This window comes from Pyxidicoccus sp. M15 (assembly GCF_056858435.1).
In genome coordinates this window covers 1,950,731-1,975,118 of the sequence record NZ_CM166495.1, presented here as the reverse complement: position 1 = coordinate 1,975,118, position 24,388 = coordinate 1,950,731, and the positions used below count along the sequence as shown (strand labels likewise).

The 24,388-nt window shown below is 71.6% G+C and carries 18 protein-coding genes; 13 read left to right on the top strand and 5 right to left on the bottom strand.

What is annotated here, in order from left to right; all coding sequences use genetic code 11:
• Nucleotides 1-51: 51 nt before the first annotated feature.
• From ACX9TP_RS07870 to leuS, 4 genes are all read right to left on the bottom strand, one after another.
• On the bottom strand, nucleotides 52-1,299 hold the full coding sequence (locus tag ACX9TP_RS07870) for a serine hydrolase domain-containing protein (RefSeq protein ID WP_482979110.1): 1,248 nt from the start codon (nucleotides 1,297-1,299) through the stop codon (nucleotides 52-54).
• An 83-nt stretch (nucleotides 1,300-1,382) separates the two neighbouring features.
• Complete coding sequence (locus ACX9TP_RS07865; protein WP_482979109.1) at nucleotides 1,383-3,548, bottom strand: bifunctional alpha,alpha-trehalose-phosphate synthase (UDP-forming)/trehalose-phosphatase; 2,166 nt, start codon at nucleotides 3,546-3,548, stop codon at nucleotides 1,383-1,385.
• A gap of 13 nt (nucleotides 3,549-3,561) precedes the next feature.
• Nucleotides 3,562-4,710, bottom strand: coding sequence for a hypothetical protein (locus ACX9TP_RS07860; protein WP_482979108.1), 1,149 nt, complete (start codon nucleotides 4,708-4,710; stop codon nucleotides 3,562-3,564).
• A 52-nt stretch (nucleotides 4,711-4,762) separates the two neighbouring features.
• Entirely contained in the window at nucleotides 4,763-7,282 is a 2,520-nt protein-coding gene (gene leuS, locus ACX9TP_RS07855) for a leucine--tRNA ligase (RefSeq protein WP_482979107.1), read from the bottom strand.
• A gap of 218 nt (nucleotides 7,283-7,500) precedes the next feature.
• Between leuS and ACX9TP_RS07850 the strand changes: the two genes are divergently transcribed.
• From ACX9TP_RS07850 to ACX9TP_RS07820, 7 genes are all read left to right on the top strand, one after another.
• Entirely contained in the window at nucleotides 7,501-8,658 is a 1,158-nt protein-coding gene (locus ACX9TP_RS07850) for a sensor histidine kinase (protein WP_482982129.1), read from the top strand.
• Nucleotides 8,655-10,007 carry a sigma-54-dependent transcriptional regulator gene (locus ACX9TP_RS07845; protein ID WP_482979106.1) on the top strand — a complete coding sequence of 451 codons (1,353 nt, stop codon included), beginning with the start codon at nucleotides 8,655-8,657 and terminating at the stop codon, nucleotides 10,005-10,007. The genes ACX9TP_RS07850 and ACX9TP_RS07845 overlap by 4 nt, the downstream gene beginning before the upstream one ends.
• A 128-nt stretch (nucleotides 10,008-10,135) precedes the next feature.
• A complete protein-coding gene (locus ACX9TP_RS07840) occupies nucleotides 10,136-10,531 on the top strand; it encodes a hypothetical protein (RefSeq protein WP_482979105.1) in 396 nt (131 codons plus the stop codon).
• A gap of 30 nt (nucleotides 10,532-10,561) precedes the next feature.
• The gene (locus ACX9TP_RS07835) at nucleotides 10,562-11,110 is read left to right on the top strand and encodes a hypothetical protein (protein WP_482979104.1); all 549 of its coding nucleotides are present in this window, start codon (nucleotides 10,562-10,564) and stop codon (nucleotides 11,108-11,110) included.
• Nucleotides 11,111-11,127: 17 nt separating this feature from the next.
• The gene (locus ACX9TP_RS07830; RefSeq protein ID WP_482979103.1) at nucleotides 11,128-11,946 is read left to right on the top strand and encodes a hypothetical protein; all 819 of its coding nucleotides are present in this window, start codon (nucleotides 11,128-11,130) and stop codon (nucleotides 11,944-11,946) included.
• Nucleotides 11,947-12,077: 131 nt separating this feature from the next.
• Nucleotides 12,078-13,547 (top strand): DUF6209 family protein, encoded by a 1,470-nt coding sequence (locus ACX9TP_RS07825; protein WP_482979102.1) that lies wholly within the window; start codon nucleotides 12,078-12,080, stop codon nucleotides 13,545-13,547.
• On the top strand, nucleotides 13,544-13,864 hold the full coding sequence (locus ACX9TP_RS07820; protein WP_482979101.1) for a hypothetical protein: 321 nt from the start codon (nucleotides 13,544-13,546) through the stop codon (nucleotides 13,862-13,864). The genes ACX9TP_RS07825 and ACX9TP_RS07820 overlap by 4 nt, the downstream gene beginning before the upstream one ends.
• A gap of 6 nt (nucleotides 13,865-13,870) precedes the next feature.
• Here ACX9TP_RS07820 and ACX9TP_RS07815 read toward each other — a convergent pair whose 3' ends face one another.
• Nucleotides 13,871-17,422, bottom strand: a complete 3,552-nt coding sequence (locus ACX9TP_RS07815; protein WP_482979100.1) for a CHAT domain-containing tetratricopeptide repeat protein — start codon at nucleotides 17,420-17,422, stop codon at nucleotides 13,871-13,873.
• A 176-nt stretch (nucleotides 17,423-17,598) separates the two neighbouring features.
• On the opposite strand from ACX9TP_RS07815, the gene ACX9TP_RS07810 reads away from it, so the two are divergent.
• The 6 genes from ACX9TP_RS07810 (at nucleotide 17,599) to ACX9TP_RS07785 (ending at nucleotide 24,328) form a co-directional block, all read left to right on the top strand.
• Nucleotides 17,599-20,148: a BamA/TamA family outer membrane protein gene (locus ACX9TP_RS07810; RefSeq protein ID WP_482979099.1), complete on the top strand. Its 2,550-nt coding sequence runs from the start codon at nucleotides 17,599-17,601 to the stop codon at nucleotides 20,146-20,148.
• Nucleotides 20,149-20,153: 5 nt separating this feature from the next.
• Nucleotides 20,154-20,759: a hypothetical protein gene (locus ACX9TP_RS07805; protein WP_482979098.1), complete on the top strand. Its 606-nt coding sequence runs from the start codon at nucleotides 20,154-20,156 to the stop codon at nucleotides 20,757-20,759.
• Between the two features lie 65 nt (nucleotides 20,760-20,824).
• Nucleotides 20,825-21,247 carry a hypothetical protein gene (locus tag ACX9TP_RS07800; protein WP_482979097.1) on the top strand — a complete coding sequence of 141 codons (423 nt, stop codon included), beginning with the start codon at nucleotides 20,825-20,827 and terminating at the stop codon, nucleotides 21,245-21,247.
• A gap of 73 nt (nucleotides 21,248-21,320) precedes the next feature.
• Entirely contained in the window at nucleotides 21,321-22,454 is a 1,134-nt protein-coding gene (locus ACX9TP_RS07795) for an alpha/beta fold hydrolase (RefSeq protein WP_482979096.1), read from the top strand.
• A gap of 117 nt (nucleotides 22,455-22,571) precedes the next feature.
• Nucleotides 22,572-23,765 (top strand): acyl-CoA dehydrogenase family protein, encoded by a 1,194-nt coding sequence (locus tag ACX9TP_RS07790; protein ID WP_482979095.1) that lies wholly within the window; start codon nucleotides 22,572-22,574, stop codon nucleotides 23,763-23,765.
• A gap of 170 nt (nucleotides 23,766-23,935) precedes the next feature.
• Nucleotides 23,936-24,328 (top strand): LysM peptidoglycan-binding domain-containing protein, encoded by a 393-nt coding sequence (locus tag ACX9TP_RS07785; protein ID WP_482979094.1) that lies wholly within the window; start codon nucleotides 23,936-23,938, stop codon nucleotides 24,326-24,328.
• The last annotated feature ends 60 nt before the right edge of the window (nucleotides 24,329-24,388 follow it).

The window sequence follows — 24,388 nt, the reverse complement described above, 5'->3', positions numbered from 1 at the left end:
CGGTGGAAGGCCTCTTCCCCCCGCGGGCCGTCGTCTGTCCGGAGCCGCCGGCTACGGCTGCGAGGGCGCGCTCAGGGCGGCGGAGATGATGCCCGCCGCGATGCGGGGCTGGTCCTGTCCCATGCGGAGCGTGTTGACGGAGAAGACGAGGCGCCGCCGCAAGTCCCGCGTGGCGCCCATGCCGTTGTTGTAGCCGTGCCGGTCTCCGCTCTTCCCCCACAGGGTGAAGCCGTTGACGACGAAGCGGCCCAGCCCCGCGGCGAAGCTGGCGCGGCCTCCCTTCATGTCCGGCACGTCCGGCACGGTGAACATCTCCTCCAGCTGGGCGCGAGGCAGCAGCCGCCCCTTGAAGAGCGCGACGAGGAAGCGGTCCAGGTCGGCGGTGGTGGAGAGCATCTCCCCCGCCGCCCAGGGCACGGACTGGCTGGCCACGGTGACGTCCACCAGGCACATGCCCCGGTACGCGGTGGCCCCGTCCGGGCAGCCGTCCTCCTCCGGTGCGACGACTTCATAGCCATGGGCATGCGGCCCCGGAATCGTCACGCTGCTCCCGGGCACGGAGGTGTCCCGCAGGTGCAGCGGGCGGAGGATGCGCGAGTGCACCTCCTCGCCGTAGGGACGGCCCGTCACCTTCTCGATGAGCAGCCCCGCGACGATGTAGCCGATGTTGCCGTACTCCTGCCGCGTGCCCGGCGCGAAGCGGGGCCCCGCCGGCAGCGACAGCGCGACGAGCTCGCGGGGGCTGAAGCGGCGGTAGCGGTTCTCGAAGAACCACTCGGGGTCCTTCTGCGGCACCGGCACGCCGGGCAGGCCGTGGGTGTGGTTGAGCAACTGCCTCACGGTGATGGGGGCATAGACGCCGTCGGGCAGCAGGCGCGGCAGGTAGTGCTGGACGGGCCGGTCCAGGTCCACCCGGCCCTCGGCGACGAGCTGGAGCACCACGGTGGCGGTGAATACCTTCGTCACGCTGCCGATGCGGAAGCGCGCGTCCGCGGGAATCGGAGCCCCGGTGCGGATGTCCGCCACGCCCGAGCTCCCGAGCCAGTGCCCGTCCGCGCCACTCACGCGGACCAGCGCGCCCGTCACCTCCTCATTCGGCAGGTGGCCGATGGCCTGGCGCAGGGCCTCGCGATTCAACGGCGGCAGGGGTGACTGGCCTGTCTCCAGCGCCAGCCCGCCCGACTCCAGCTCGCCCACTTCCGGCTCGCTTCCAGACGGTGCCTCGGGTCCGCAGGCGGGGGCCATGAAGCTCGCGAGCAACGCCATGCCAACCCGCAGTCCGCGGTGAAGGACAGCCATGTTCCATCTCCTGTTGGGGGAAGGCCGGCGGCGGCCGGCTGGAGGATGGAACACCAGCGCCTCGCGGCGCTGTCACCAGGGCGTCAGGAGAGCAGTGCGCCCAGCAGCTTGCGGACCTCACCGGGCCCGTTGACGCGGAAGGCGGCGCGCGTGGGCTTGTGGCCCGCGTTGATGGTGAGCCCGCCCGGGGGGATGGCCGCGAAGAGGTCCTCGTCCGTGCGGTCATCGCCAATGGCCACCACCAGCGTGCCCGGCGCGAGCCCCTGCGTGGCCTCGCCCACCACGCGGCCCTTGTGCACGCCGTGCGGCCGCACCTCCACCACCCGGTCTCCGGGCAGCACGTCCATGTGCTGCCCGGCGAAGGTCTCCATCAACAGCAGGCGCAGCTCGCGGGCCTGGATGGCGCCGAACTCCGGGTCCACCATCCGGTAGTGCCACGCCAGCGACGCCGTCTTCTCCTCCAGGAAGGAGCCCGGCACCCGCTCGCAGAAGGCGCCCAGCACCGGCCGCGCGCTGGCCTTCCACTCGAAGGACACGCCCTCCAGCATGCGCCATGGCTGGCCCGGCCGCGTGCGGGACCAGAGGCCGTGCTCCGCGTGCAGGCTGATGGGCAGCTCGCCGAACCACGCCTCCAGCGTCTCCCTGGGCCGGCCGCTGACGATGCTCAGCGAGGTGGCCGGCCGCGCCAGCAGCTTCGCCAGCAGCGCCCGCAGGGCGTCGTCCGGCGCGGCCAGCTCCGGCCGGGACGCGAAGCCCACCAGCGTCCCGTCGTAATCCAGCAACAGGTGCAGCCGGGGTGCCGCCTTCATCAACTCCAGCGCCTCGGCGGCGCTGCCCGTCTTCCGCTCCGCCATGGAGGGCAGGGACTGGAGCCGGCTGAGGAAGCTGCCCGTCCACCAGTGCACGTCGTGGGCCTTCACGCCCTCCCGCAGGGCGCGCATCCGCTTGCGGCGCTCGTCCTCCCCCAGCTCCAGTGCCTCTTCAATCGCATCCGCCATGGCCTCCACGTCGAACGCGTTGACCATGAGGGCGCTGTCCATCTCCGCGGCGGCGCCGGCGAACTCGCTGAGCACCAGCACGCCGTCCTCGTCCGGGCGGGCCGCGCAGAACTCCTTGGCCACCAGGTTCATGCCGTCGCGCACCGGGGTGACGAGCATGACGTCCGCCGCGCGGTACAGGCTCACCAGCTGCTTCTCGTTGAAGGAGCGGTAGAGGTAGTGCACCGGCACGTTGTGGACGCCGCCGTACAGGCCGTTGATGCGGCCCACCAGCTCGTCCACCTGCTCGCGGTAGGTGGCGTAGGCCTCCACCTGGGTGCGGCTGGGGACGGCCACCTGGATGAAGCGCAGGCGCCCGCGCCAGGCGGGCTCGCGCTCCAGCACCCGCTGCACGGCGAGCAGCCGGCGGGGAATGCCCTTGGTGTAGTCCAGCCGGTCGATGCCCAGGAGGATGCGCTGCCCTTCCGCCTTCCGGCGCAGGGTGGCCACCTCCTCCAGCACGCCCGCGTCGTTGGCGAGCGACTCGAAGGCCGCGGCGTCGATGCCCATGGGAAAGGCGCCCACCCGCACCTCGCGGCCGTCCCAGATGACGCGGTCGATGTCCGTGTCCAGCCCGAGCTGCCGCATCAGCGCCCCGGAGAAGTGCCGCACGTAGCTCACCGTGTGGAAGCCGATGAGGTCCGCGCCGAGCAGCCCCTTGAGCAGCGCCTGGCGCCGGGGAAGGGTGCTGAAGATTTCCGAGGACGGGAAGGGAATGTGGTGGAAGTAGCCGATGCGCGCGTCCGGCAGCCGCTGGCGCAGCATGCCGGGCACCAGCATGAGCTGGTAGTCGTGCACCCAGATGGTGTCGCCCGGCTGGTAGTGGCGCACGACGAGGTCGGCGAAGCGCTCGTTGACCTTGCGATAGATTTCCCAGTCCCGGTCCTGCCGGGGGATGCGGTCCACCATGTAGTGGCACAGCGGCCAGAGGACGCGGTTGGCGTAGCCCTCGTAGTAGCGGCTCACCTCGCTGGCGCTGAGGTACAGCGGCACGCAGCGCAGCCCTTCGAGCTGGGCTTCCACCTTGGCACGCTGGGCGTCCGTCAGGCGGGAGACATCTCCGGGCCAGCCCAGCCACACGCCGCCGGAGCGCTCATGGGGGCGGCTCAGGCCGGTGGCCAGGCCGCCCGCGCTGCGCACCACGGAGACGTTGTCCTTCTCCGTCTTGACGGTGACGGGGAGGCGATTGGAGACGAGCAGGAGTCGGGACATAGGCCCCTGACGCTTATTCACTCCTTCCGGGAATGGCCATCGTTGAAAGGGGCAGCGTGCTGGATGGTGGACCCTCGGGCCCGCCCGGCGGGGCCCAGCCCAGGCGAGTCAGCAGCGCGGGCTCGCGGCCCGGCTTCCAGATGAAGGCATCCAGTACGTAGTGCGTGGCCTGCGGCAGCGCCAGCAGCGGCACCACCAGGGCCAGCAGGTCCTCCGGCAGGTCCACGGTGCCCACCCCGAAGAGGGGGGCCCGCTCGTGCCAGATGAGCCAATCCCAGAGCCCCTCCTCCAGCAGGGCCAGTGCCACGAGGAACAGGACGAAGCCCGGCAGCCCCGCGCGCAGCAGGGCTCCGCCCATGCCATAGCCGCCCTCCGCGCGCCGTCCGCGCGCGTAGCGGAACAGCAGCGCGAAGTACGGGACGCCGTGGAGCACGACGTTCATCACCGTGAAGGCGAAGTCATCCTTCGCCAGGACGATGCCGCCGAACCACGCCACCCACGTGGCCACCACCAGCAGCACCTTGCCCGCCTGCACGCCCTCGCCCCGTGCCACGCGCAGGGCCTGCAAGCCCATCCAGGCCGCGAGGACGACGGCATGGATGGCTAGCGCCACCGTCCCCACCCTGCGGGGAAGGCCGGCGAGGAAGTCGCCCTCCACGAACCACCAGAAGTCGCGGGGCAGATTGGCATGCCACCAGACGACGGGGCCCAGGGTGGCGGCGTAGATGGCGGCGGCGTCCAGGCGGCGCTCGGCGGTGGAGGCGCGGGCCTTGCGGCCGTAGAGGGCCACCCAGCCGTACTGCTGGCGGACGAAGTGCGTGAGGGCCACGTAGGCGAACAGCGTCCAGAAGGCCCGGGGGGACACGAGGTACGCCGTCACGCCCGCGACATACGCGGCGAGCGGCGCGCCCAGGTAGAGGCCGGGGCGGCGGCTCAATTCGCCGGTGTCCAGGTAGGTGCGGAACAGGGTGGACCAGACATGGGCCACGTCCACGCAGACGACGAAGAAGACCCAGGCCCACAGCGGCGTGTCCCCCGTCGCGCCCAGCCACGGCGCGGCGAGCACGAAGGCCACGGATAGCAACGCGCTGCCGGCGAAGACGGTCAGGTCCACTCCCGGACTGAACAGCCAGCCCTGGGAGGGCGAGAGGAGGCGGGGCATCGGAGGCGTGCAGGTTATCAGCTCTCCTGCCCCGCCCCGAGCCCCCCACGCGCTAACGCACGACGATGTTGACCACCTTGTCGGGCACGACGATGACCTTGCTCACCGTCTTCCCGCCCTCGAGCTGCCGGACGACGTTGGGCAGCGCCAGCGCCCGCTCACGCACCTCGGCCTCCGGCGTGCCGCGCTCCACCTCCACGCTGCCGCGCAGCTTGCCGTTCACCTGGACGGCGTACGTCACCTGCGCGTCCACCGTCAGCGCCACGTCGAACGCGGGCCAGTCCTGCTCCAGCAGGAAGCCCTTCCCGCCGAGCCGCTCCCACGCCTCGTCCCCCAGGTGCGGCGCGAAGGGGCCCACCAGCTTGACCAGCGTGACGAGGTCCTCGCGCGTGCTCCCCTTCGCGGTCAGCTCGTTCGTGTACGTCATCAGCGCGGCGATGGCCGTGTTGAACTGGAGCCGCTCCAGGTCCGCCGTCACGCGCTGAACCGTCTTGTGGCGCGTTTTCAGGTGGGGGTCGCCCTCGGGAACGCGGGACGGCGCGTGCTCCTCGACGAGGCGCCACACACGGCGCAGGAACCGGCCGCAGCCCTCGATGGCCCTCGGGTCCCAGGGCTTGGGCAATTCGAACTCACCCATGAACAGCTCATACAGGCGCAGCACGTCCGCGCCGTGCTCGGCCACCACGGTGTCGGGGTTGACGCCGTTGAGCTTGGACTTGGCCATCTTCTCGACCTGGACCTTCAGCGTCTCGCCCGTGGCGCGCAGAATCGCCGTCTCGCCGCGCAGCTCCACCTCCTCCAGCGCGTGGTAGTGCTCCGCCGAGTCCACGTACGTGTACGCCAGCACCGTGCCCTGGTGGCGCAGCTTGCGGAACGGCTCCTTCGTGGAGACATGGCCCAAATCGAACAGCACCTTGTGCCAGAACCGCGCGTACAGCAGGTGGAGCACCGCGTGCTCGGCGCCGCCCACGTACAGGTCCACGTTCATCCACTGGCGCTCGGCCTCCTTCGACCAGGGCGCCTTGTCGTTCGTCGGGTCCAGGTAGCGCAGGTAGTACCAGCACGAGCCGGCCCACTGCGGCATGGTGTTCGTCTCGCGCCGCCCCGGGCCTCCGCACTTCGGGCAGGACGTCTCCAGCCACTCGGGGATGGTGGCCAGCGGGGACTCGCCGGTGCCGGAGGGCTCGTAGCGCTCGACTTCGGGCAGCGTGACGGGCAGCTGGTCCTCGGGCACCGGCACGGCGCCGCACTTCGCGCAGTGGATGATGGGGATGGGCTCGCCCCAGTAGCGCTGGCGCGAGAAAATCCAATCGCGCAGGCGGTAGCTCACCGTGCGCTTCCCCTGGCCCCGTGTCTCCAAGGTGGCCACCACCCGCTGCTTGACGTCGGCGGTGGGCATGCCGTCCAGCTCGCCCGAATTCACCGCGACACCGCTGCCCGTGAAGGCCTTGTCCGGCTCCACCACTGCACCGTCCGCCGGGCGCACCACCTGGCGGATGGGCAGGCCGAACTTCACGGCGAACTCGTAATCTCTCGCGTCGTGCGCGGGCACGGCCATGATGGCGCCGGTGCCGTAGGAGGCCAGGACGTAGTCCGCAATCCAGATGGGGATGCGCTCACCGTTGATGGGATTGACGGCATGGCTGCCCGTGAAGGCGCCCGTCTTCTCCTTCGCCAGCTCCGTGCGCTCCAAATCACTCTTGAGCCGCGCGGCCGACTGGTAGTCCGTCACCGCGGTGCGCTGCTCCGGCGTCGTCAGCGACTCGACCAGACCGTGCTCGGGCGCCAGCACCAGGTACGTCGCGCCGTACAGCGTGTCCGGGCGGGTGGTGAACACGCGAATCCCGGCTTCTGCCGCGGGCCCGTCCGCCACGCGGAAGGACACCTCGGCGCCCTCGGAGCGGCCAATCCAGTTGCGCTGCATGGCCAGCGTGGACTCGGGCCAGTCGACCTCGGCCAGGTCCTCCAGCAGCCGGTCCGCGTACGCGGTGATGCGCAGCATCCACTGGCGCAGGTCCTTGCGCTCCACCTGGGTGCCGCAGCGCTCACACCGGCCTCCGGCGGCCTCCTCGTTGGCCAGGCCCGTCTTGCACGAGGGACACCAGTTGATGGGCATCACGCTCTCGTACGCGAGCCCCTGCTTGAACAACTGCAGGAAGATCCACTGCGTCCACCGGTAGTAGCGCGGGTCCGTGGTGTTGACCTCGCGCTCCCAGTCGTAGGCGAAGCCCACGGAGTCAATCTGCCTGCGGAAGTTGGAGACGGCCTGCTCGGTGGTGACGCGCGGGTGGATGCCCGTCTTGATGGCGTAGTTCTCCGCCGGCAGGCCGAAGGCGTCCCAGCCCATGGGGTGAAGCACGTTCCAACCCTGCATCCGCTTCCACCGCGTCAGCACGTCGGTGGCCGTGTAGCCCTCGCAGTGTCCGACATGCAGCCCCGCGCCGGAGGGGTACGGGAACATGTCGAGTGCGTAGAACTTCGGCTTCTTCGGGTCGAACGTCGTCCGGTGCAGGCGGGCGTCGCGCCAGCGCGCCTGCCATTTCGGCTCTACCTCACGGGGGTCAAAGGGCATGGTGCCTTTTAGTACGCCCACGTCGCGGCATTCCTGACCTGACCCGACGGGTCGTCGCCAGCAGGACCGCCCCACCGATGCGATATGACCCCAGCACCATGCGCAGCGCCCCGCTGTCCCCACACAGTCCCACTCCGCCGCCCCGGACGGCGACCGACAGCGCAACGGGAGCGCTCCCCCCTCCCCCTCCCCGCTTCCGCCGCAAGCTGCTGGTGGTGATGCTGCTCGCGGGCCTCGTGCCCCTGGTGCTGCTCGGCCTGCTCGCGCAGGACGCGCTGGAGCGGGTGCTGTCCGTCTCCGTCGCCCCCGTGGAGGGCGTGCTGGACGGCGTCTCCGCGGACCTGGAGCGACGGGGCCTGCCGCAGGACGCACTGAACGAAGCCCGCCTCAACCTCGCCCAGGCGGAATTGGCGCGGCGGGCCCTGGTGCGCCGCGTGCCCACGTTCATCGCCGCGCTGGTGCTCGTCTCGGGTGCGGTGCTCGCCCTGTCCGCCGTGCTGCTCGGCCGCGCCCTCACGCGTCCCGTGGCCACCCTCACCGAGGGCATGTGGGCCTACGCGCGCGGAGACCTCACCGTGCGCCTCGCCGCGCCGGAGGCCCCGCGCGATGAGCTCCAGTTCCTCCTGGGCCAGTTCAACCGCATGGGCCAGGAGCTGCTCGCCCAGCGCGAGCGCCTCAAGTCCGCCGAGCAGATTGCCGCCTGGCAGGACGTGGCCCGCGCCCTGGCCCACGAGCTGAAGAACCCGCTCACCGCAATGAAGCTCTCGCTCGCGCGTCTGTCCCGCACGGACGCGAGCATGCCCACCGACTCCACCCGAATCTCGGAGGCCGTGGCCCTCCTCCAGGAAGAAGTCGACCTCCTGATGCGGATGACCCAGAGCTTCTCCACCTTCGCGAGGCTCCCCGCCCCGCGCTTCCAGGACGTGGCCCTGCGCCCGCTGCTGGCCGAGGTCTGCACGCTCTACGCGGGCACCTCGCCCGTCCCCGTGGAGCTGGCCGCGGGCCCCGACGCCTCCCTGCGCGCGGACCCGGACGGACTGCGTCGCCTCTTCGGCAACCTGGTGAAGAACGCCACCGAGGCCTCCGCCGCCGGAGCCCCACCCGTGCGCGTCGCGCTGGAGCCCCTCGAAGGCGGCACCGTACGCGTCACCGTGACGGACGGAGGCAGCGGCGTGCCCGCCGTGCTGGAAGGCCCGGCCCTCACGCGCGGCCTCTTCAGCACCAAGCCCGAGGGCAGCGGCCTGGGCCTGCCCATCTCCCAGAAAATCGTCCACGAGCACGGCGGCACGCTGCGCCTGGAACCCGCGTCGGGGGGCGGTACGCTGGCGCGCGTGGACCTGCCCCTCATTCCTCCCTCCGCCCCGGCCACCGCATGAAGCCCGGCCCTCGCATCCTCGTCGTCGATGACGACCCCGGCGTCCTCAAGGCCCTGCGCGGGCTGCTGAGCGACGAGGGCTTCACCCCGGTGGAGGCCCGCTCCACCGCGGAGGCCACGCGGCTGCTCGACGCACCCGAGGGCCTGCCCGCGGCGATGCTGCTCGACATCCGCATGCCCGGAGAGACGGGACTGGAGCTCCTCGCGCGCCTGCCCCGCCCGCTGCCCGTGCCGGTGGTGGTGCTGTCCGGCGAGGCCTCTCCCGCGGAGGCGGTGCAGGCGCTGAAGCTGGGCGCCACCGACTTCGTGGAGAAGCCTCCCTCGCCCGAGCGGCTCCTCACGGCGCTGCGCAACGCCATGGTGCTGGGCGAGCTCCAGGAGGAGCGCGAGCGGCTGCTGGACGCGCTCGCCCGCCCCGGGCACCTCGTGGGAGAGAGCCCCGCCATGGAGGCGCTGCGCCGGCTCATCACCCGCGTGGGGCCGAGCGACACGGCGGTGCTCATCACCGGCGAGACGGGCACCGGCAAGGAGCGCGTCGCGCGGGCGCTGCACCTGGCCTCGGGGCGCAAGGGCCGCCTCGTCGCCGTCAACTGCGCGGCCATTCCCTCCACGCTGCTGGAGAGCGAGCTGTTCGGCCACGAGAAGGGCGCCTTCTCCGGCGCGGTGTCCCGGCGCGCGGGCCGGATTGAGCAGGCCCACGGCGGCACGCTGTTCCTGGACGAGCTGGGTGACATGCCGCTGGAGCTCCAGGCCAAGCTCCTGCGCGTGCTGGAGACGAAGGAGGTGGAGCGGCTGGGCGGCTCGGTGCCGGTGCCGGTGGACGCGCGCATCCTCGCGGCCACGCACCAGGACCTCGCCCGCGCGGTGAAGGAGGGCCGCTTCCGGCAGGACCTCTTCTTCCGCCTCAACGTGATGCCGCTGCAGCTTCCGCCGCTGCGCGAGCGCCCGGATGATTTGCTCCCGCTGGCCCGCGCCTTCGCCGCCGAGCTCGCCGGGCCCTACGTCCCGCTGGTGCTGGCCCCCGGCGCGGAAGTGGCCCTGCGCGCGTACGCCTGGCCCGGCAACGTGCGCGAATTGCGCAACCTCATCGAGCGCCTCAACCTGCTGCGCGGAGACGGTCCGCTCACGCTCAGCCCCGAGGCCATCCAGGGCCCGCTCGCCCCCGCCGCGCCCGCTCGCCCCGCACTGGGCGACAAGAGCTACCGCGAGCACGTGGAGGACTTCGAGAAGGAGCTCATCCGCGCCGCGCTCCAGGAAGGCGGCAGCATCGCCGGGGCCGCGAGGCTGCTGCAGGTCGACCGCGGCAATCTCTATCGTCGCATCAAGACCCTGGGTCTGCCTGTCTCCTGAGTTCCTTCGGACACCTCTGTCTGGATTTGACACGCTGTGCGGGCTGCTGATTCCATCCGAGCGCTCGGACTGCTCCGAGAGGGGGACCCGCCATCCAGGTGGGCCGCGAGGGACGAGGAGTCACGCACATGAAGACGAAGAACCTGCTGATGGGCTGCGCGGTGGGAGCGCTGGTGGCGAGCACGGCGGCGTGGGCCGGCTACAAGAGCACCTTCTACGTCAGCGTCAACACGACGACCCGCGTCGCCTACGGCTCGATGGGCTCCGCCCGGGGTAGCACGGACGTGAACCAGTCCATCGGCTGCATGGTGCAGGGCTTCAGCAGTGGCACCAACACGGTCATCTGCGAGGCCTATAACGCGAGCAACGTCTCCGCTTACTGCACGTCCAGCGCGCCCGCGATTGTGACGGCGGCGTCGTCCCAGACGGATGCCTCGTACATCTACTTTACCTGGGACGCGAGCGGCACCTGCACGTCCCTGACCGTGGGCAACGACTCGAGCTACGCGCCGCGCCAGCCGTAGCGCGCGTTCCTTCCGCGCCGGGAGCCTTCCGTGTTGCAGACCTCCGTGAAGCAGGCCCTGCTGGCCCTCGTGGCGACCTTGGCGCTCGGCGTCGCGCTCGGGCTGGCCCTGGGGCGGGCCGCGCCTCCTCCCGCTTCCCGGTGTGAGGAGGTGCTGAGCGCGCTCGAAGGGCAACAGGCACTCCTGGAAGCACTTCCGGCGCTGCTGTCCGCCCAGGCCAGCTCACGACAGGTGCAATGCGCGGTGGCCACCCCCTCCGGCTCCGGAGGGGACGCCGCCGCGCTGCGGGCGGAGCTGGCGCAGCTGCGTGAGGAGCTGGCCCAGACGCGAGGCGAGCCTCCCAGCGCCCCCGAGCCTCCGCCCGAGCCGCCTCCTCAAGCCCTCGCCGCCCAGCAACAGGGGCGGCAGCTGGTCGAGGAGGCCACGCGCTCCGGGCAGTGGAGGACCGAGGACGCGCAGGCGCTGCGGCTCCTCCTCGTCGACATGAACGATGCCCAGCGTCAGGATGTCATCCAGCGGCTCATCACGCAGCTCAATGCGGGCAAGCTGAAGTCGCAGGGGCGGGGCCCCATCTTCTAGACACCCAGGAGGCACGCGTGCGCATCCGCTTCGCACCCATACTCGGGTTGCTCCTCGCCATCGGCGGCGCAGCGCTCGCGGGGGAGCCCAAGGCCGCTGATGCACCCGCGAAGGCCGTCGACCCGTACCAGGGGCCCGAACCCCTCGTGGTCTTCATGCGGTCCCCACCCACGGGCGAGCTGGACGACAAGACAGCCCTCGTCCTCTACGAAGACCGGACCCTCATCTACCGGGACCCTCGAGAGCCGCGGTTCTTCAACTACCGGACCGCGCGGCTCGAGAAGCCTGCCTTCGACGAGTTCCTCGCCAGGGTCCGCAAGCACTGCGCGGATGCGAGCTGGAAGCCGCGCTACGCGCTGTATGAAGAACACGAAGCGCCCACGTGGCACCTGCTCGTGCGGCTCCAGGACTGCACCGTCACCACGGCGCTGCAGGGCTTCGGTTCGTTCTCCAAGTCCGACGGAAAGAAGGCGCCGGCCGAGCTCGTCGACCTCTTCAGGTACCTCTATGACTTCGAATCCGCCGACACCCGCGAGTGGGAGCCCGCCTTCGTCGAGGTCCTGTTGACGCCCTACCCGGGCAAAGGCGGCTACAGAGTTGACTGGCCGGCGCATTGGCCCTCCCTGGAGAAGGACGCGAGACAGCTTTCAGGGGGCCGACGGGGAATCCTCCTGCCGGCAGACCAGCGCGCCACCCTGGAAGAATTCCTCAGTCGCAAAAACTGTGAAGACCCCCTCATCTGGGTGATCGGCCGCAGCAGATGGACGCCCCGGACGCGCCTCGTGCTTCCCCAGGAGCCCGTGTGGATGCGCGCCTTCGGGAAGGAGTCCCTCTGAGCGGAGCGCCGCGCCCACCGCGCTCCGAGTCGCACTCCCATTGACACCCCCCGTGCGGCCACGCAACCCTGGCCGCATTGCGTCGATAATGCCTCCTGGACGCCGGAAGCCCCCACCGGGAGAGCAGTTTCATGTCGAACCGCATTGGCCGCCCCTCACTCACCTCCACCGTGCCGACGCCGGCCGCGCCCACCCCGGACCGCGCCGCACGTCCCGCTGGAGCCGAGAAGGCCCCCACCTCCCGCCCCCTGACCGACGGGTTCGAGTCGGGCGCCACCCGGCCAGGCCAGACGTCCCCGCGCGGCGCCGCGCTGCTCACGGGCGCGCCGGCCTCCGTCGCTCCGTCGAAGGCGGCCGAGCTCCAGCCCCAGGTCCACGGCGCCACCGGCTACGAAGCCCACTTCGGCAAGAGCGGCCGCACCGCGGGCGCCGTCGTGGAGGGCCAGGGCCAGGTCGCGCTGCCCACGGGCAACGGCCGGGGCCCCTCGTTCCACGCGGAGGCGGGCAAGCCGCTGACGGTGACGGTGGACCCCGAGCGCGTGTCGAAGTCGGCCGAGAAGGCCGAGCTGGTGTGGCGCGTGGCCCCGGGCGGGACGGAGGTCGCCATCCCCCTCACGGACGGCTCGCGCGACGCGAGCGGCCGGCTGAACATGCTGCCCGCGAAGATTGACGTCCCGGAGGACGCCTTCGGCACGCTGCGCATCTCCATCCGCACCACCAGCGCGGACGGCAAGCAGTCCAGCTCGTGGGACCCCAGCTCCGACGCGGCCATTGCTCCGAAGGAGGGCGCGGCCGTCGTCTTCTCCGACGACTGGAAGACCCAGGTCGAGGGCAAGCTGCGCGCGGGCGACAAGGTCGAGATTGCGTATGACCGGGACAGGCTCGCCGCGATGCTGGGCGGCGTGACGCCCTCGGACGTCGTCGCCTGTGTGTCCTTCAACGGCGAGCCCCCCCGCGAGGTGCCGCTCATCATGCAGCCGGGTGAGGGCGGCACGCAGGGGAGCATGTTCATGCCCTCGCTCCAGGTGCCCATGGAGGCGACGGAGATGACCCTGTGGTTCAAGGGTCAGGGCGCCGGCAACACGAGCTACGACTCGTCCTTCGGACAGAACTTCAAGTTCAAGGTGGGCCCCGCGCGCGACGACGCGGACCCGTCGTGGAAGGCGGAGCTGCTGCGCAGCAAGAGCTTCCCCAACCTCCAGGCGGAGGACTTCGTCGGCATTGGCCCGTCGTCGCAGCGCTACAACTGCATCGCCTGGACGCTGGGCATCCAGGACCAGTGGGTGTGGCCGGGCACGCGCGTCGAGGACTTCGACAAGCTGTACGCGCAGCAGGGCTACCAGCCGCTGTCCTCGGTGGACCTGAGCAACGACCCGAACATGGAGAAGGTCGTCGTCTACGGGCTCAAGCCCAAGACGGGCACGGGCCCGGTCGAAGTGACGCACGGCGCGCTCATGGACGAGCAGGGACGCCTGACGAGCAAGATTGGCACCCAGCCGCTCATCCGCCACAACAGCGCTGACGACCTCACCGGTCCTTCGTATGGTGAGCCGGTGCGCGTCTACGTCCGTCCCCGTCAGCCCGCGGTGAACAACTCATGAGCGGAGTGAGTGCCCGCTTCGAAGCCCTGGCGAAGGAGTGGGAGGCGCACTGCGCGGAGCACCGCGAGGCGTCCAACCCCTACGTGTTCCTCAACCACCCCTCGTTCGAGGCCATCGTCGCCCTGGGCCGGCCCGCCGTGCCCCTGATTGTCGAGCGCTACCGCGAGGGGAGCGTCTTCTGGGGCGCGGCCCTGCGGCGCATCACCGGCGTCACCACGTTCGGTGACGGCGTCGTGGGCAACCTGGACGCCACCCGGCGCGGCTGGCTCAAGTGGTGGGAGGAGCACCAGGCGTCCTCCGGCGGCCGGAAGGCCTGAGCGGCCTCACGGCCGGCCCGCATCCGCGGGTGGCGCCGGGGCGTTGGAGGCGACGGCGCGCAGCGGCGCATCGCGCCCGAGGCTGATGAAGGGCGCCCAGTAGTAGGGGTGCGGTCGCGACTCGCGCAGGGCCAGCATGGCGTCACGGAGCGCGGCGGAGCGCCCCCGGCCCGCGAGGAGGTGGCGGTAGTAGTCCTCCATGAGCAGGCGCGTCGTCTCGTCGTTGATCTTCCACAGGCTCATCACCACCGTCTCCGCGCCCGCGATGACGAAGGCGCGGCGCAGGCCCTGCACGCCCTGGCCAGGACGGGCGGCGCCCCGGCCCGTGTCGCAGGCGGACAGCACGACGAGCTCGGTGCCCCACAGGTCCAGTCCGGCCAGCTCCTTGGCCGTCACCATCGAGGTGGACCGGGGTCTGCCGGCCCGCGGCGCGGCCGCGCTCGTCTCGGGAAGGACCAGGCCCGAGCGCACCAGCGGGTCGGGGGGAAGCTGGCCGAGGCCCGGGGCGCCCAGCCCGCCGAACGAGCCCACCGCGCGAGCGTCCGGTGCGCGGGCGTCGTCGTCCAGGAAGAAGCCGTGGGTGGCGATGTGGAGGATGCCGGGAGCGGAGAGCTGGAACAGCCGCTCGCGACTGGCGTCCGCGCCGAGGAAGAGCTGGGCGTCGGGGAAGGAGCGCTGGACGGACTCCGCTTCCCGCCGCGTCCCGGGGAGGGCGCCCCAGGGCTGCTGCGCGAGCTCCGCGCGCAGCGCGGTGGAGGGCCGCGCCCTCTCCGGTGGGGCGGCACGTCGCGCCGGGCCGTGCCTGGACGTGGCCCCGGCCGGCTCGGCGCCGAAGTCCGGGTCCGCGAGCACGACCACCGAGCGCGCCGCCGGAAGACCCGAGGTGCGTGGCAGCAAATCCTTGCCCGAGGTGAGCCAGGTGACGTCGAACGTGTCGACGAGAAAGCCCGTGCCGTCATGCAGCGCGGCGAAGGGCACGAGGCCGAGCTGGCCATCGGGCGCGAGGTAGAGCCGGCGCGTGCCACCTGGCAGGGGCAACAGGGGCTGGAAGACGCGGGCGTGGAGCGCCTGCGAAGGGCCCGTGAAGCCCACGTCTCGGCTGGTGATGGCGCGGTTGAAGCGCGAGGCCGCGAAGTCGATGGGCGCCGCGGGCCCCAGGTCCACCGCGCGGCTGCTCCCGTCCGGGAAGAGCACCAGCGCCAGGTAGCGGAGCGGGTCCGTGGGCTTCGGCGCCCCCGTCGCGCCGGGCGGCGGCACGAGCGGACGGTCCCCATGCGCGATGAACTCCACCAGCGCGCCGTCCTTCGGGAGCGAGGCGGCCACGCGCTCGACGATGGTGTCGGGGGACGGCAGCGCGGTGAGCGCGCGCAGCGGCGCGGAGCGCATGGCGAGGCTGGCCTCGAGCGCATCGGCCTGCTCGCCAAGCGTCTGCAACCGCTGCTGGTGCTCCGCGGGGGGCACCGGGCCGGGGCCGTCGAGCGACAGCCGCGCGAGCTGCGAGCGCAGGCCGCGCAGCAGGAGGAAGCGCTCCCGGTCCGCATCCCCCAGGCTGCGGTAGACGGCATGGGAGGTGCCGGCAATCTCCCCTACGGAGCGGCCCTTGCGCAGCAGCACCGCGGACAGGGCGAGGCGCCGCACCCGGGCGTCCTCAGGATGCGCGCGCAGCAGCGCGTAGAGGCGCTCCTCGTCGCCGCGAATGTGCTGGAGGAAGCTCGCCAGGTACGCCTCGGAGAAGCCGAGCGACTCATTGCGAAGGTGCTGCTCGGAGATGCCGAACGCGCGGGCCAGCAGGGGCAGCGCCTCCGCCAGCCGGTGCTGCGCGAGGGACAGCACGGCCAGACGGTCGAGCGTGAGGGCGACGTCGGGATGCCCCTTTCCGAGCGCCGCCTCCTGGATGCCCAGCGCGCGCAGCAACAGCGGCTTCGCCCGCGCATACGCCCCCTGGTCCTGGTAGAGGCTCGCGAGCTTGCCGAGCGTGAGCGCCACGTCGGGATGTGTCCCCCCGAGCGCCGACTCCTGGATGGCGAGCGCCCGCTTCAGGAGCGGCTCCGCCTTTGCGTACTCGCCCTGCCGCCGATGGGTGGCGGCCAGCTCGTTCAGGGTGAGGGCGACATCCGGGTGGCGCTCGCCGAGCGTCGCCTCCCAGATGGACAGGGAGCGCAGGAACAGTGGCTCCGCCCGGGCATGGTGCCCCGCCGCCTGGTGCATGAGGGCAAGCCTGTGCAGGCATGAGGCGACCCGGGGATGGCTCGCACCGACGGTGCCCTCGTAGATGGTCAGCGCGCGCTGGAGGTAAGGCTCCGCCTGCGCGGGGAGCCCCATGTCCTGATAGATGGCGGCGAAGCGAATGAGCAGGTCACCGACGTCGGGATGGGATTTGCCAAGGGCCCCCTCGTAGAAGGCAATCGCGCGCGCCCCGAACCGCAGCCACTGCCGGACCTCCTCCGGGTTGTAGAGGTAGGCCAGGTTGTCGAGCGATGTCGAAATACGAGGGTGGAGCCGTCCCAGGGCGGCCGCCTCGTTGATGACGAGCGCTCTCTCGTGGAGCGGCTCGAGCCGTCCCTCCAGATTGATGAGCATGCTGGTGACACCGGCGGCGTTGCCGTCGAAGGTCGCCTCCAGGATGCGCAGCGCGTGCTCGTAGAGCGGCACGCTCTGGCCGTACATCCCCTGGATGTCATAGAGCTGGGCGAGGTGCAGGAGCGCATCGGAGACCTTGGGATGCTCCGGCCCCAGGGCCGCCTCATAGGCCGTGCGTGCGCGCTGGTAGAGGTCCTCGGCCCGTGCATAGGCGCCCTGCTCCTGGTGGAGGAAGGCGAGGTTGCTCAGCGAGTACGCGACGAGGAGCCGGTTGCCGCCGGCCGCCACCTCGTGGAGCGCGAGGGCGCGAGTGTAGAGCGGCTCGGCCCGGGCGTACTGCCCCCGGAGCTGGTACACGGCCGCGAGGTCCTCCAGCGACGTGGCGACGTCGGGGTGCCCGGGGCCGAGCGCCGCCTCGCGCAAGGCCAGCGCGCGCTCCAGCAGCGGCTCCGCCCGGGCGTACAGTCCCTGGAACTGGTACACGCGCCCGAGGTGGCGGAGCGAGGTCGCCACGTCGAGCGAGTCCCTGCCAGGCGCCGCCTCGCGGAGGGCCAGCGCACGCTCCAGCAGGGGCGCCGCCTGGCCATAGGTCCCCAGGTCCGCGCGGAGGTTGCCAAGCAGGTCCAGAGAGGCCGCGACGTCGGGATGGTGGGGGCCCAGCGCCGCCTCGCGGAGGGCCAGCGCGCGTTGCATCAAGCTCTCCGCCCGGGCGTACTTCCCCTGCAACCAGAGCACCTCACCGAGGACGTGCAGGCAGCTCGCGACGTCGGGGTGGGCGCCTCCCAGCGCGGCTTCGCGCAATGCGAGCGCGCGCTCCACCTTCGGTACGGCGTCGGCGTACCTGCGTGCGGCCTTGAGCGTCAGGCCCTCCGCGAGTGCCGCTCGCGCCTCCGCCAGGCGCACGGGAGGGCCTGACGCCGCCACTCCCACCGTGCACCACAGCACCGCAATCGCCACGCATCCGAGCACTCGCCCCACGTTCACCTCCCGGAGCTCCGACGGCGTCCTTCCCTCCCCCCAGGCCCGTGCAATCGCCGCAGCGGATGTCAGTATCACATCGCTGCTCGACATCAGGATGTGCCCGTGACATCGACGGGCTCGCCCGCCCCTCGTCCTTCCAGGCACTTGCCTCATGCCGGCGGTTGGAACGGCATGTGCTCTCCCCTCCGGACATGAACCGCTTCGCGCTCTTGCTCTGCTGCCTCTCCCTCGCCGCCGGTGCGCAGCCGGCCCCGGCCCCATCCATGCCCGGCCCCGAAGATGCCGGGACGACCTCCTCCTCCCTCCCCGCTCCCGCCGTGGACGCCGGCACGGAGTCCATGCCCGTCGAGGTCCGGCCCGCCGCTCCCGCGCGTGTCCGGAGCCAGGACCGCGACGACGCGCGGCCCCCCGAGGAGCGCAACGAGGCCCGTGACGAGGGCGACGACGAGGATGCCCGGCCCGGCGCCGAGGAGCACAACGAGGCCCGCGCGGAGGCCTCCGAGGACGCGCGGGACGAGTGCCCCGACGACTACGGCGACGAGGAGGAGGAAGAGGACGCGGACGACGCCGCCATCCTCGCCCCGCTCCAGTTCAGCGTGGACGGGCGCCCGCTCACCCCCGGGAGCATGGAGCTGCACGGCCTCCAGCGCCTCACGGACGCGCAGGTGCGCGCGCTCATCGGAGCCCCCCTCACGGCCACGCCGGAATCCCTCACCCCCAAGCAGGCGCAGACCTTCCTCCGCCGCCTCGCGCGCACGGGCCTCTTCGCCCGCGTCGAGCCGCGCCTGCGCGCCTCCGAGCAGGGCCCCGCCGTGCTGGAGGTCCACCTGGAGGAGAACCCCACGGTGACGTCCGTGGAGCTGGACGGCTTGCAGGACCTGCAGGCCCGCGAGGTGCTGGAGGAGTTGTTCCGCCTTCCCCACCGCTTCCCCTCCGAGGACCGGGACGAGGACGAGGACATCATCGCCACGCTGCGCGTGGACTCCCGGCGCGGGACGCTGTCCGTCGTCCGCCCGTGCCCGCCGCCGCGCCCGCCGCGCGAGTGGCTGGCCCGCGAAGAGCGCGGCGAGTACCGCCGGGGCATCCTCCTGGGCGGCGTGGCCCAGGCCCTGGAGCGCACGCTGAGGGACTTGCGCGACGACGGCTACCTCCTCGCGAGCCTCACCGCCACGCTGCACCCGGATGGACGGCTGGCGGTGACGGTGGACGAGGGCCGGCTGGAGTCCGTGGACGTGGAGGGCGTGGGCCCGGAGATGGCCACGCGGGTGCGCGAGGCGCTGGACCTGAAGCCCGGCGACGTCTTCCTCCGCAGTGACGCGCGCCGCGCCATGCAGCGCGTGGAGTCGCGGCTGCCCTTCCTGGAGCCCGCCGACGTGGATGACGACGACGACGGGCTGGACCGCCGGGCGAGCATCATTGAAGAGCGCGCCGCCGACGGCACGCGCCACTACCGCACGCAGGAGGACGAGCGGCGCCAGCGTCGCCGGAATGAGAAGGTGGAGTTCGAGCTGAGCTGGAGCCAGCTCGTCGACTGGTGGGAGACCGGCCGCGACGGCGAGGGCATCTCCCTCGACGGCAAGCGCCTCGTCGTCCACGTGCGCCCGCGCCGGCCGGACATGGACGTGGACCTGCTCCCCGTCCACACCCAGGTGACGGGCTTCGCGCCGGGCCTGGCGGGCCACCTGCGCATCTGGGACCCGAAGGACCGGGCGCACCTCACCGCGGACGCGGCCCTCTTCATCCCGCTGCGGCTGGGCGGCCAGCGCCTGCCGGACGACCCCGAGGGCACGAAGCGCCAGCGCCGGCTGAACCTGCTGGGCGGCGTGAAGGCGCAGGTGCCCGCCATCGGCCTCGCGGAGCTCGGCGTCCAGGGGCATGACTTCACGGACACGATGGACCGCTGGCGGCTGGGCGACATCGACTCGTACATCTACTCGTTCCTCATCAACCGGCCGGACCGCGAGTACTTCCGCCGCAAGGGCTTCTCGGCCTTCGCCACCTGGCGCTGGTCCGAGGAATGGCTCGCGGGCGTCGAGTACCGGGCCGACCGCTACGAGTCGATGCAGAGCTTCACCCCGCCGCTCACCCTCTTCCGGCGCGACTCGTCGCCCTTCCCCAACGCGCCCGTGAGCGAGGGCCGCTTCAAGTCCGTGGTGATGCGGCTGGAGTACACCAGCAACGCGGAGACGAACACGCGCGTGGGCTCGCTCTTCCGCACGCCGGAAACGTCCCTCTTCGAGCGGGATGGTGACTGGGAGCACAGCGCGTCCCTGCGCGGGCTCCTCACGCTGGAGGTGGGCGACGGCCCTGGCGCTTCCGGCGCGGATGCGCGCTTCTGGAAGCTGGTGAGTGACGTGTCGCTGGACGTGCCCACCGGCTGGAAGACGGGGGTGCATCTGCGCGTGCGCACCGCCGGCGGCAACGACTTGCCCGAGCAGAAGCGCGAGGCGCTGGGCGGTTGGACGGCGCTGCGCGGCCACGGCTTCAAGGAGTTCCGGGGGGACGTGTCGCTGCTCACCACCGCCGAGTACCGGTGGCACGCGTTCGGCGTCTTCGCGGACGTGGGCTCGGTGCGCGCGGACGACGCGTGGACGGAGGCGAAGCTGGGCCTGGGTGGCAGCTTCCACTTCGGCGACGACGTGCGGTTCGACGTCGCGTGGCGCACCGACGACAAGGCCACGGCCACTCCCGAGGCACGGCTGCTCTTCGTGCGGACCTTCTGAGGCGTATGGCACGGACGTGGATACGGGCGGGCAGGAGGCTCGGCGCGGCGTGGGTGGCCGCGGCGGGACTGCTCGCGCCCATGGCCCACGCGGAGGAGCCGCGTGCGTCCTGCACGGCCACCCTCTCCGGGCGGCGCGTCGTGGTGCGGCCGGAGGCGTTCGCCTTCATCTCCCCCGAGCTGGACCGGCTGGTGCGGCTGGGGATGGCGGGCCGGGTGGAGGTGGAGGTGACGCTCCTGAAGCGCCGCTCGCTGTGGTTCAACGCGCGGGTGGACAGCACGCGGCTCACGCAGGTGCTCGCCTTCACGCGCGGCGGCTACGTGCTGGATGGGCGCTCGCTGCCGGAGGGGCCGGGGGTGCTGGAGCTGGAGCGCGTGGCCTGGACGCTGGAGGACCGGCCCGGGGCGGAGGACCTCTTCCTGGTGCAGGTGGAGGTGCGGCTGCACGTGGTGACGGCCGCCAGCCTCGGCCGGGTGGCGTCATGGCTCACGCAGGAGAAGAAGGACGGCGAGGCAGAGGGCTCCAGCCTCACCAGCACCGTGCTCCGCTCCGTCGCGGAAGACTTGTCACGCGGCGCCTCGGGGCGCTGTGACGTCAGCCGCGCGCCCTGAGCGGTGCACGGCAATCCCAGACTCATGCATTGCCCGGCGCATGCGTCGAGGCGAGGAGGACCGTCATGTCCCGTTGGATGTCCCTGTTGCTCGTCATGGCGTCGGCGTGCACTCCCTGGCCCGAGCCCCTCTCGCGTCCCCTGGACTTCGACTCCGTGGCGACGGAGGTCATCGCACAGGTACGGCGCTTCACACGCACGGAGCCCCGACGGACGGTGCACGTCTACGTCCCCGACGGGGTGGAGTCCGGGGGCAGCCGCGTGCCGCTCCTCTACCTGGAGGAAGGACGGGCCTTGTTCTTCCCCGAGGGCGCGGCAAGCACCGCGCGCGCGGTGGTGCCCAGGCCGAGCGAGCTGGTCGCGCTGGGTCAGCGTCGGGACATCGTCATCATCGCGGTCGACCCGGAGCCTTCCGCCGAAACGGCCTCCGCGCCGTACGGCCGGACGCGCTACGTCACCCACGTCGCCACGCGCCCGCCACCGACCTGAGCGGACGGGTGGCGCCATGACGCGTTCATGTGACTCGTAGTACCCGCAGGCATCGACATCAGAATCGGGAGAGATGATGCGCAAGGACTCGTGGCTGTTGCTGGCGGCGCTGCTGCTGGGGAGCATCCAGGCACAGGCGCAGGAGGCGCCGGGCCCTCATGACCGGGCCGAGGCCATCAAAATCATCGCGGAGCTCCGCAGAATCGTGGCGCCCGAGGGGCTGGAGCGCACCGAGAAGGTCCGCATCGGAGGCATCGACCAATGGGTCTCGGTCCGCAGCCGCGACCTGCGCAACCCGGTGCTGCTCGTGCTCCATGGGGGTCCCGGCTGGGTGGCGATGCCGACGAGTTGGTATTTCGCGCACGGCTGGGACGAGTTCTTCACCGTCATCCAGTGGGACCAGCGCGGCGCGGGCAAGACTTATGTCGCGAACGACGCGGCCACCGTCACCCCGACGCTCACCGTCGAGCGGATGCACGCCGATGCCGAGGAGGTCGTCAGCTGGGCGCGAAAGACTTTCGGCAAGGAGAAGCTCTTCGTCCTCGGCCATAGCTGGGGCAGCATCCTGGGGCTCACCCTCGCGCAGAAGCACCCCGAGTGGCTCCACGCCTATATCGGCGTCGGACAGGGCATCGACGCGCGGGAGAGCGAGCGGCGCGGCTGGGCCTGGACGATGGAGCAGGCGCGCGCGGCGAAGAACGAAGAGGCCATCCGAGACCTCGAATCCATCGCGCCCTACGCCGTCGGCAAGACGCCGGTGCCGTTGAAGAGCATCCTGCTCCAGCGCCGCTGGCTCAGCTTCTTCGGGGGGGCCGCCTATCGGCGTCCGAACGCGAGCTTCGAGGCCGCGGCGGTGAACCTGTCGCCCGAATACACCGACGAGGACGTGCGCCAGGTCTGGAAGGCGGAGGCAGTCTCGGTCGAGAAGCTCCTGTCCCCGGTGCTGACGGCGGACCTGTCGCAGGTGAAGCGGTTGAAGACGCCGCTGCTCCTGTTCCTCGGGCGCCACGACTACAATGTCTCGGCCACGGTCGCCGCCGAGTGGTTCGCGGGCGTCAAGGCGCCGTCGAAGCAGCTCGTCTGGTTCGAGCAGTCGGCGCATGAGCTGATGACCGAGGAGCCGGGCAAGGTGCTGCTCTCGCTCGTCCGTCATGCCCGCCCGATTGCCGAGCGCGCGGGCGATGTCGCGCCCGCCGACGCCCGGTAGCCTCGCGGGCGCCCCCCTCCCTGGGTGGGCAGGGACGGGGCGGGAGCGCTCAAAAACCGCCCCTCCCGCTCCGGGCGCTGCTGGCCATGGGCTCGGCATCCTTCATAGGCTCCGGCCATGACGAGCCCGCTCCCGCAGCCCGCCCCTCTCCACGCCGAAGCCTCCCCGCACCCGATGCTGTCCGCCGCCGAGGCGCTGTTCCCCCGCCTGTCCGCGCGCTCGGATGAAATCGAGAGCGCCCGCCGGCTGCCTCCGGACCTGGCGGCCGAGCTGGCCCGGGACGGCTTCTTCCGGATGATGATTCCGGAGTCCCTCGGCGGCCTGGAGCTGCACCCGGCCGTGTCCTTCCAGGTCATGGAGGCGCTCGCGAAGGCGGACGGCTCCACAGGGTGGTGCGTGATGATTGGCGCGGCCACCGCGCTGACCTCCGCGTACCTCTTCGAGCCGGCGGCCCGCGCCGTCTTCTCCCGTCCGGACGTCATCACCGGCGGCGTGGCGGCCCCCATCGGCCGCGCCGAGCGCGTCGAGGGCGGCTACCGCCTCAGTGGCCGCTGGCCCTGGGCGAGCGGCTCGCAGCACTGCCACTGGCTGGTGGGCGGCGGCGTCGTGACGGAGGGCGGCAAGCCGCGCATGGTGCGCGAGGGCGTCCCGGAGACGCGCACGTTCTTCTTCCCCGCGGAGCGCGCGGTGCTGCACGACACGTGGTTCGCCTCGGGGCTGTGCGGCACCGGCAGCGGCGACATGGAGGCGAAGGACGTCTTCGTGCCGGACGAGTACAGCTTCTCCCTCGTGGGCCAGCCCCCGCGCGTGGCCCGCCCGCTCTACGGCTACCCCTTCGGCCTGCTGGGAATGGGCATCCCCGCCGTGGCGCTCGGCATCGCCCGCCGCGCCATCGACGAGCTGAAGGTGCTGGCCACGCAGAAGACGCTGATGCTGGAGCGGCGCCTGCTGGCCGCGCGTCCCGCCGCGCAGGAAGCGGTCGCCGACGCCGAGGCCACCGTGCGCTCCGCCCGCGCCTTCATGCTGGAGGCCCTCCACACCATCCACGCCGAGTCCACGCGAGGCCCCGTCTCCGTGCGCACCCGCGCCGAGCTGCGCCTGGCGATGACGCACGCCACCCGGGCCTCCGCGCGCGCCGTGGACCGCATGTACGAGGCCGCGGGAGGCAGCGCCGTCTTCCGCTCCAGCCCCCTGCAGCGCTGCTTCCGCGACGTCCACACCGCCACCCAGCACGCCATGGTGTCCCCGGCCACGCTGGAGCTCGCCGGCGGCCTGCTGCTGGGACTGGAGCTGCCCACCTTCACGCTGTGAGGCCCACGGGCTCGCGGCCACTATTCGTCAGCCCGGCGCGGCGAAGCGTTGAGAGGCGAGCACCCACACCGGTGTGACGTGCGGAGCGATTGAGGCGCCCGGGCGCTGTTCCTAGGTTGGCCGGCCTCAGACACCGGTGTGCGTGCCCCCGGGGCACGCGAGGAGGAGCCATGAGCCTGCAGGACAGCTACAAGGACGTGCTGGACGTCGCGAAGAGCGTGGGCGCGCAGGTCGAGTCCCGCGAGGAGAACGGCAAGCTCATCATCAAGGGGAAGGCGAACTACGCGTTCGACCGGGACCGCATCTGGGACCAGATCAAGGCGAAGCACGCCAACTGGCAGAACGAGGTCATGGTCATGCTCGACGTGACGAACAACGAGCCGTACGGCGTCTACACCGTCCAGTCGGGCGACACGCTGAGCAAGCTCGCCAAGGACATCTACGGGGACATGAAGCTCTACCCGAAGATTTTCGAGCTCAACAAGGACCAGCTGAAGAACCCGGACACCATCAAGGTCGGCCAGGTGCTGAAGCTGCCGCCCAAGTCCATCGCCAACGCCTGAGGCGGTACGTCTGAAGTGAAGGGCCCGGGGCCGCGTGCGCCGGGCCCTTCTTCTTGCGGG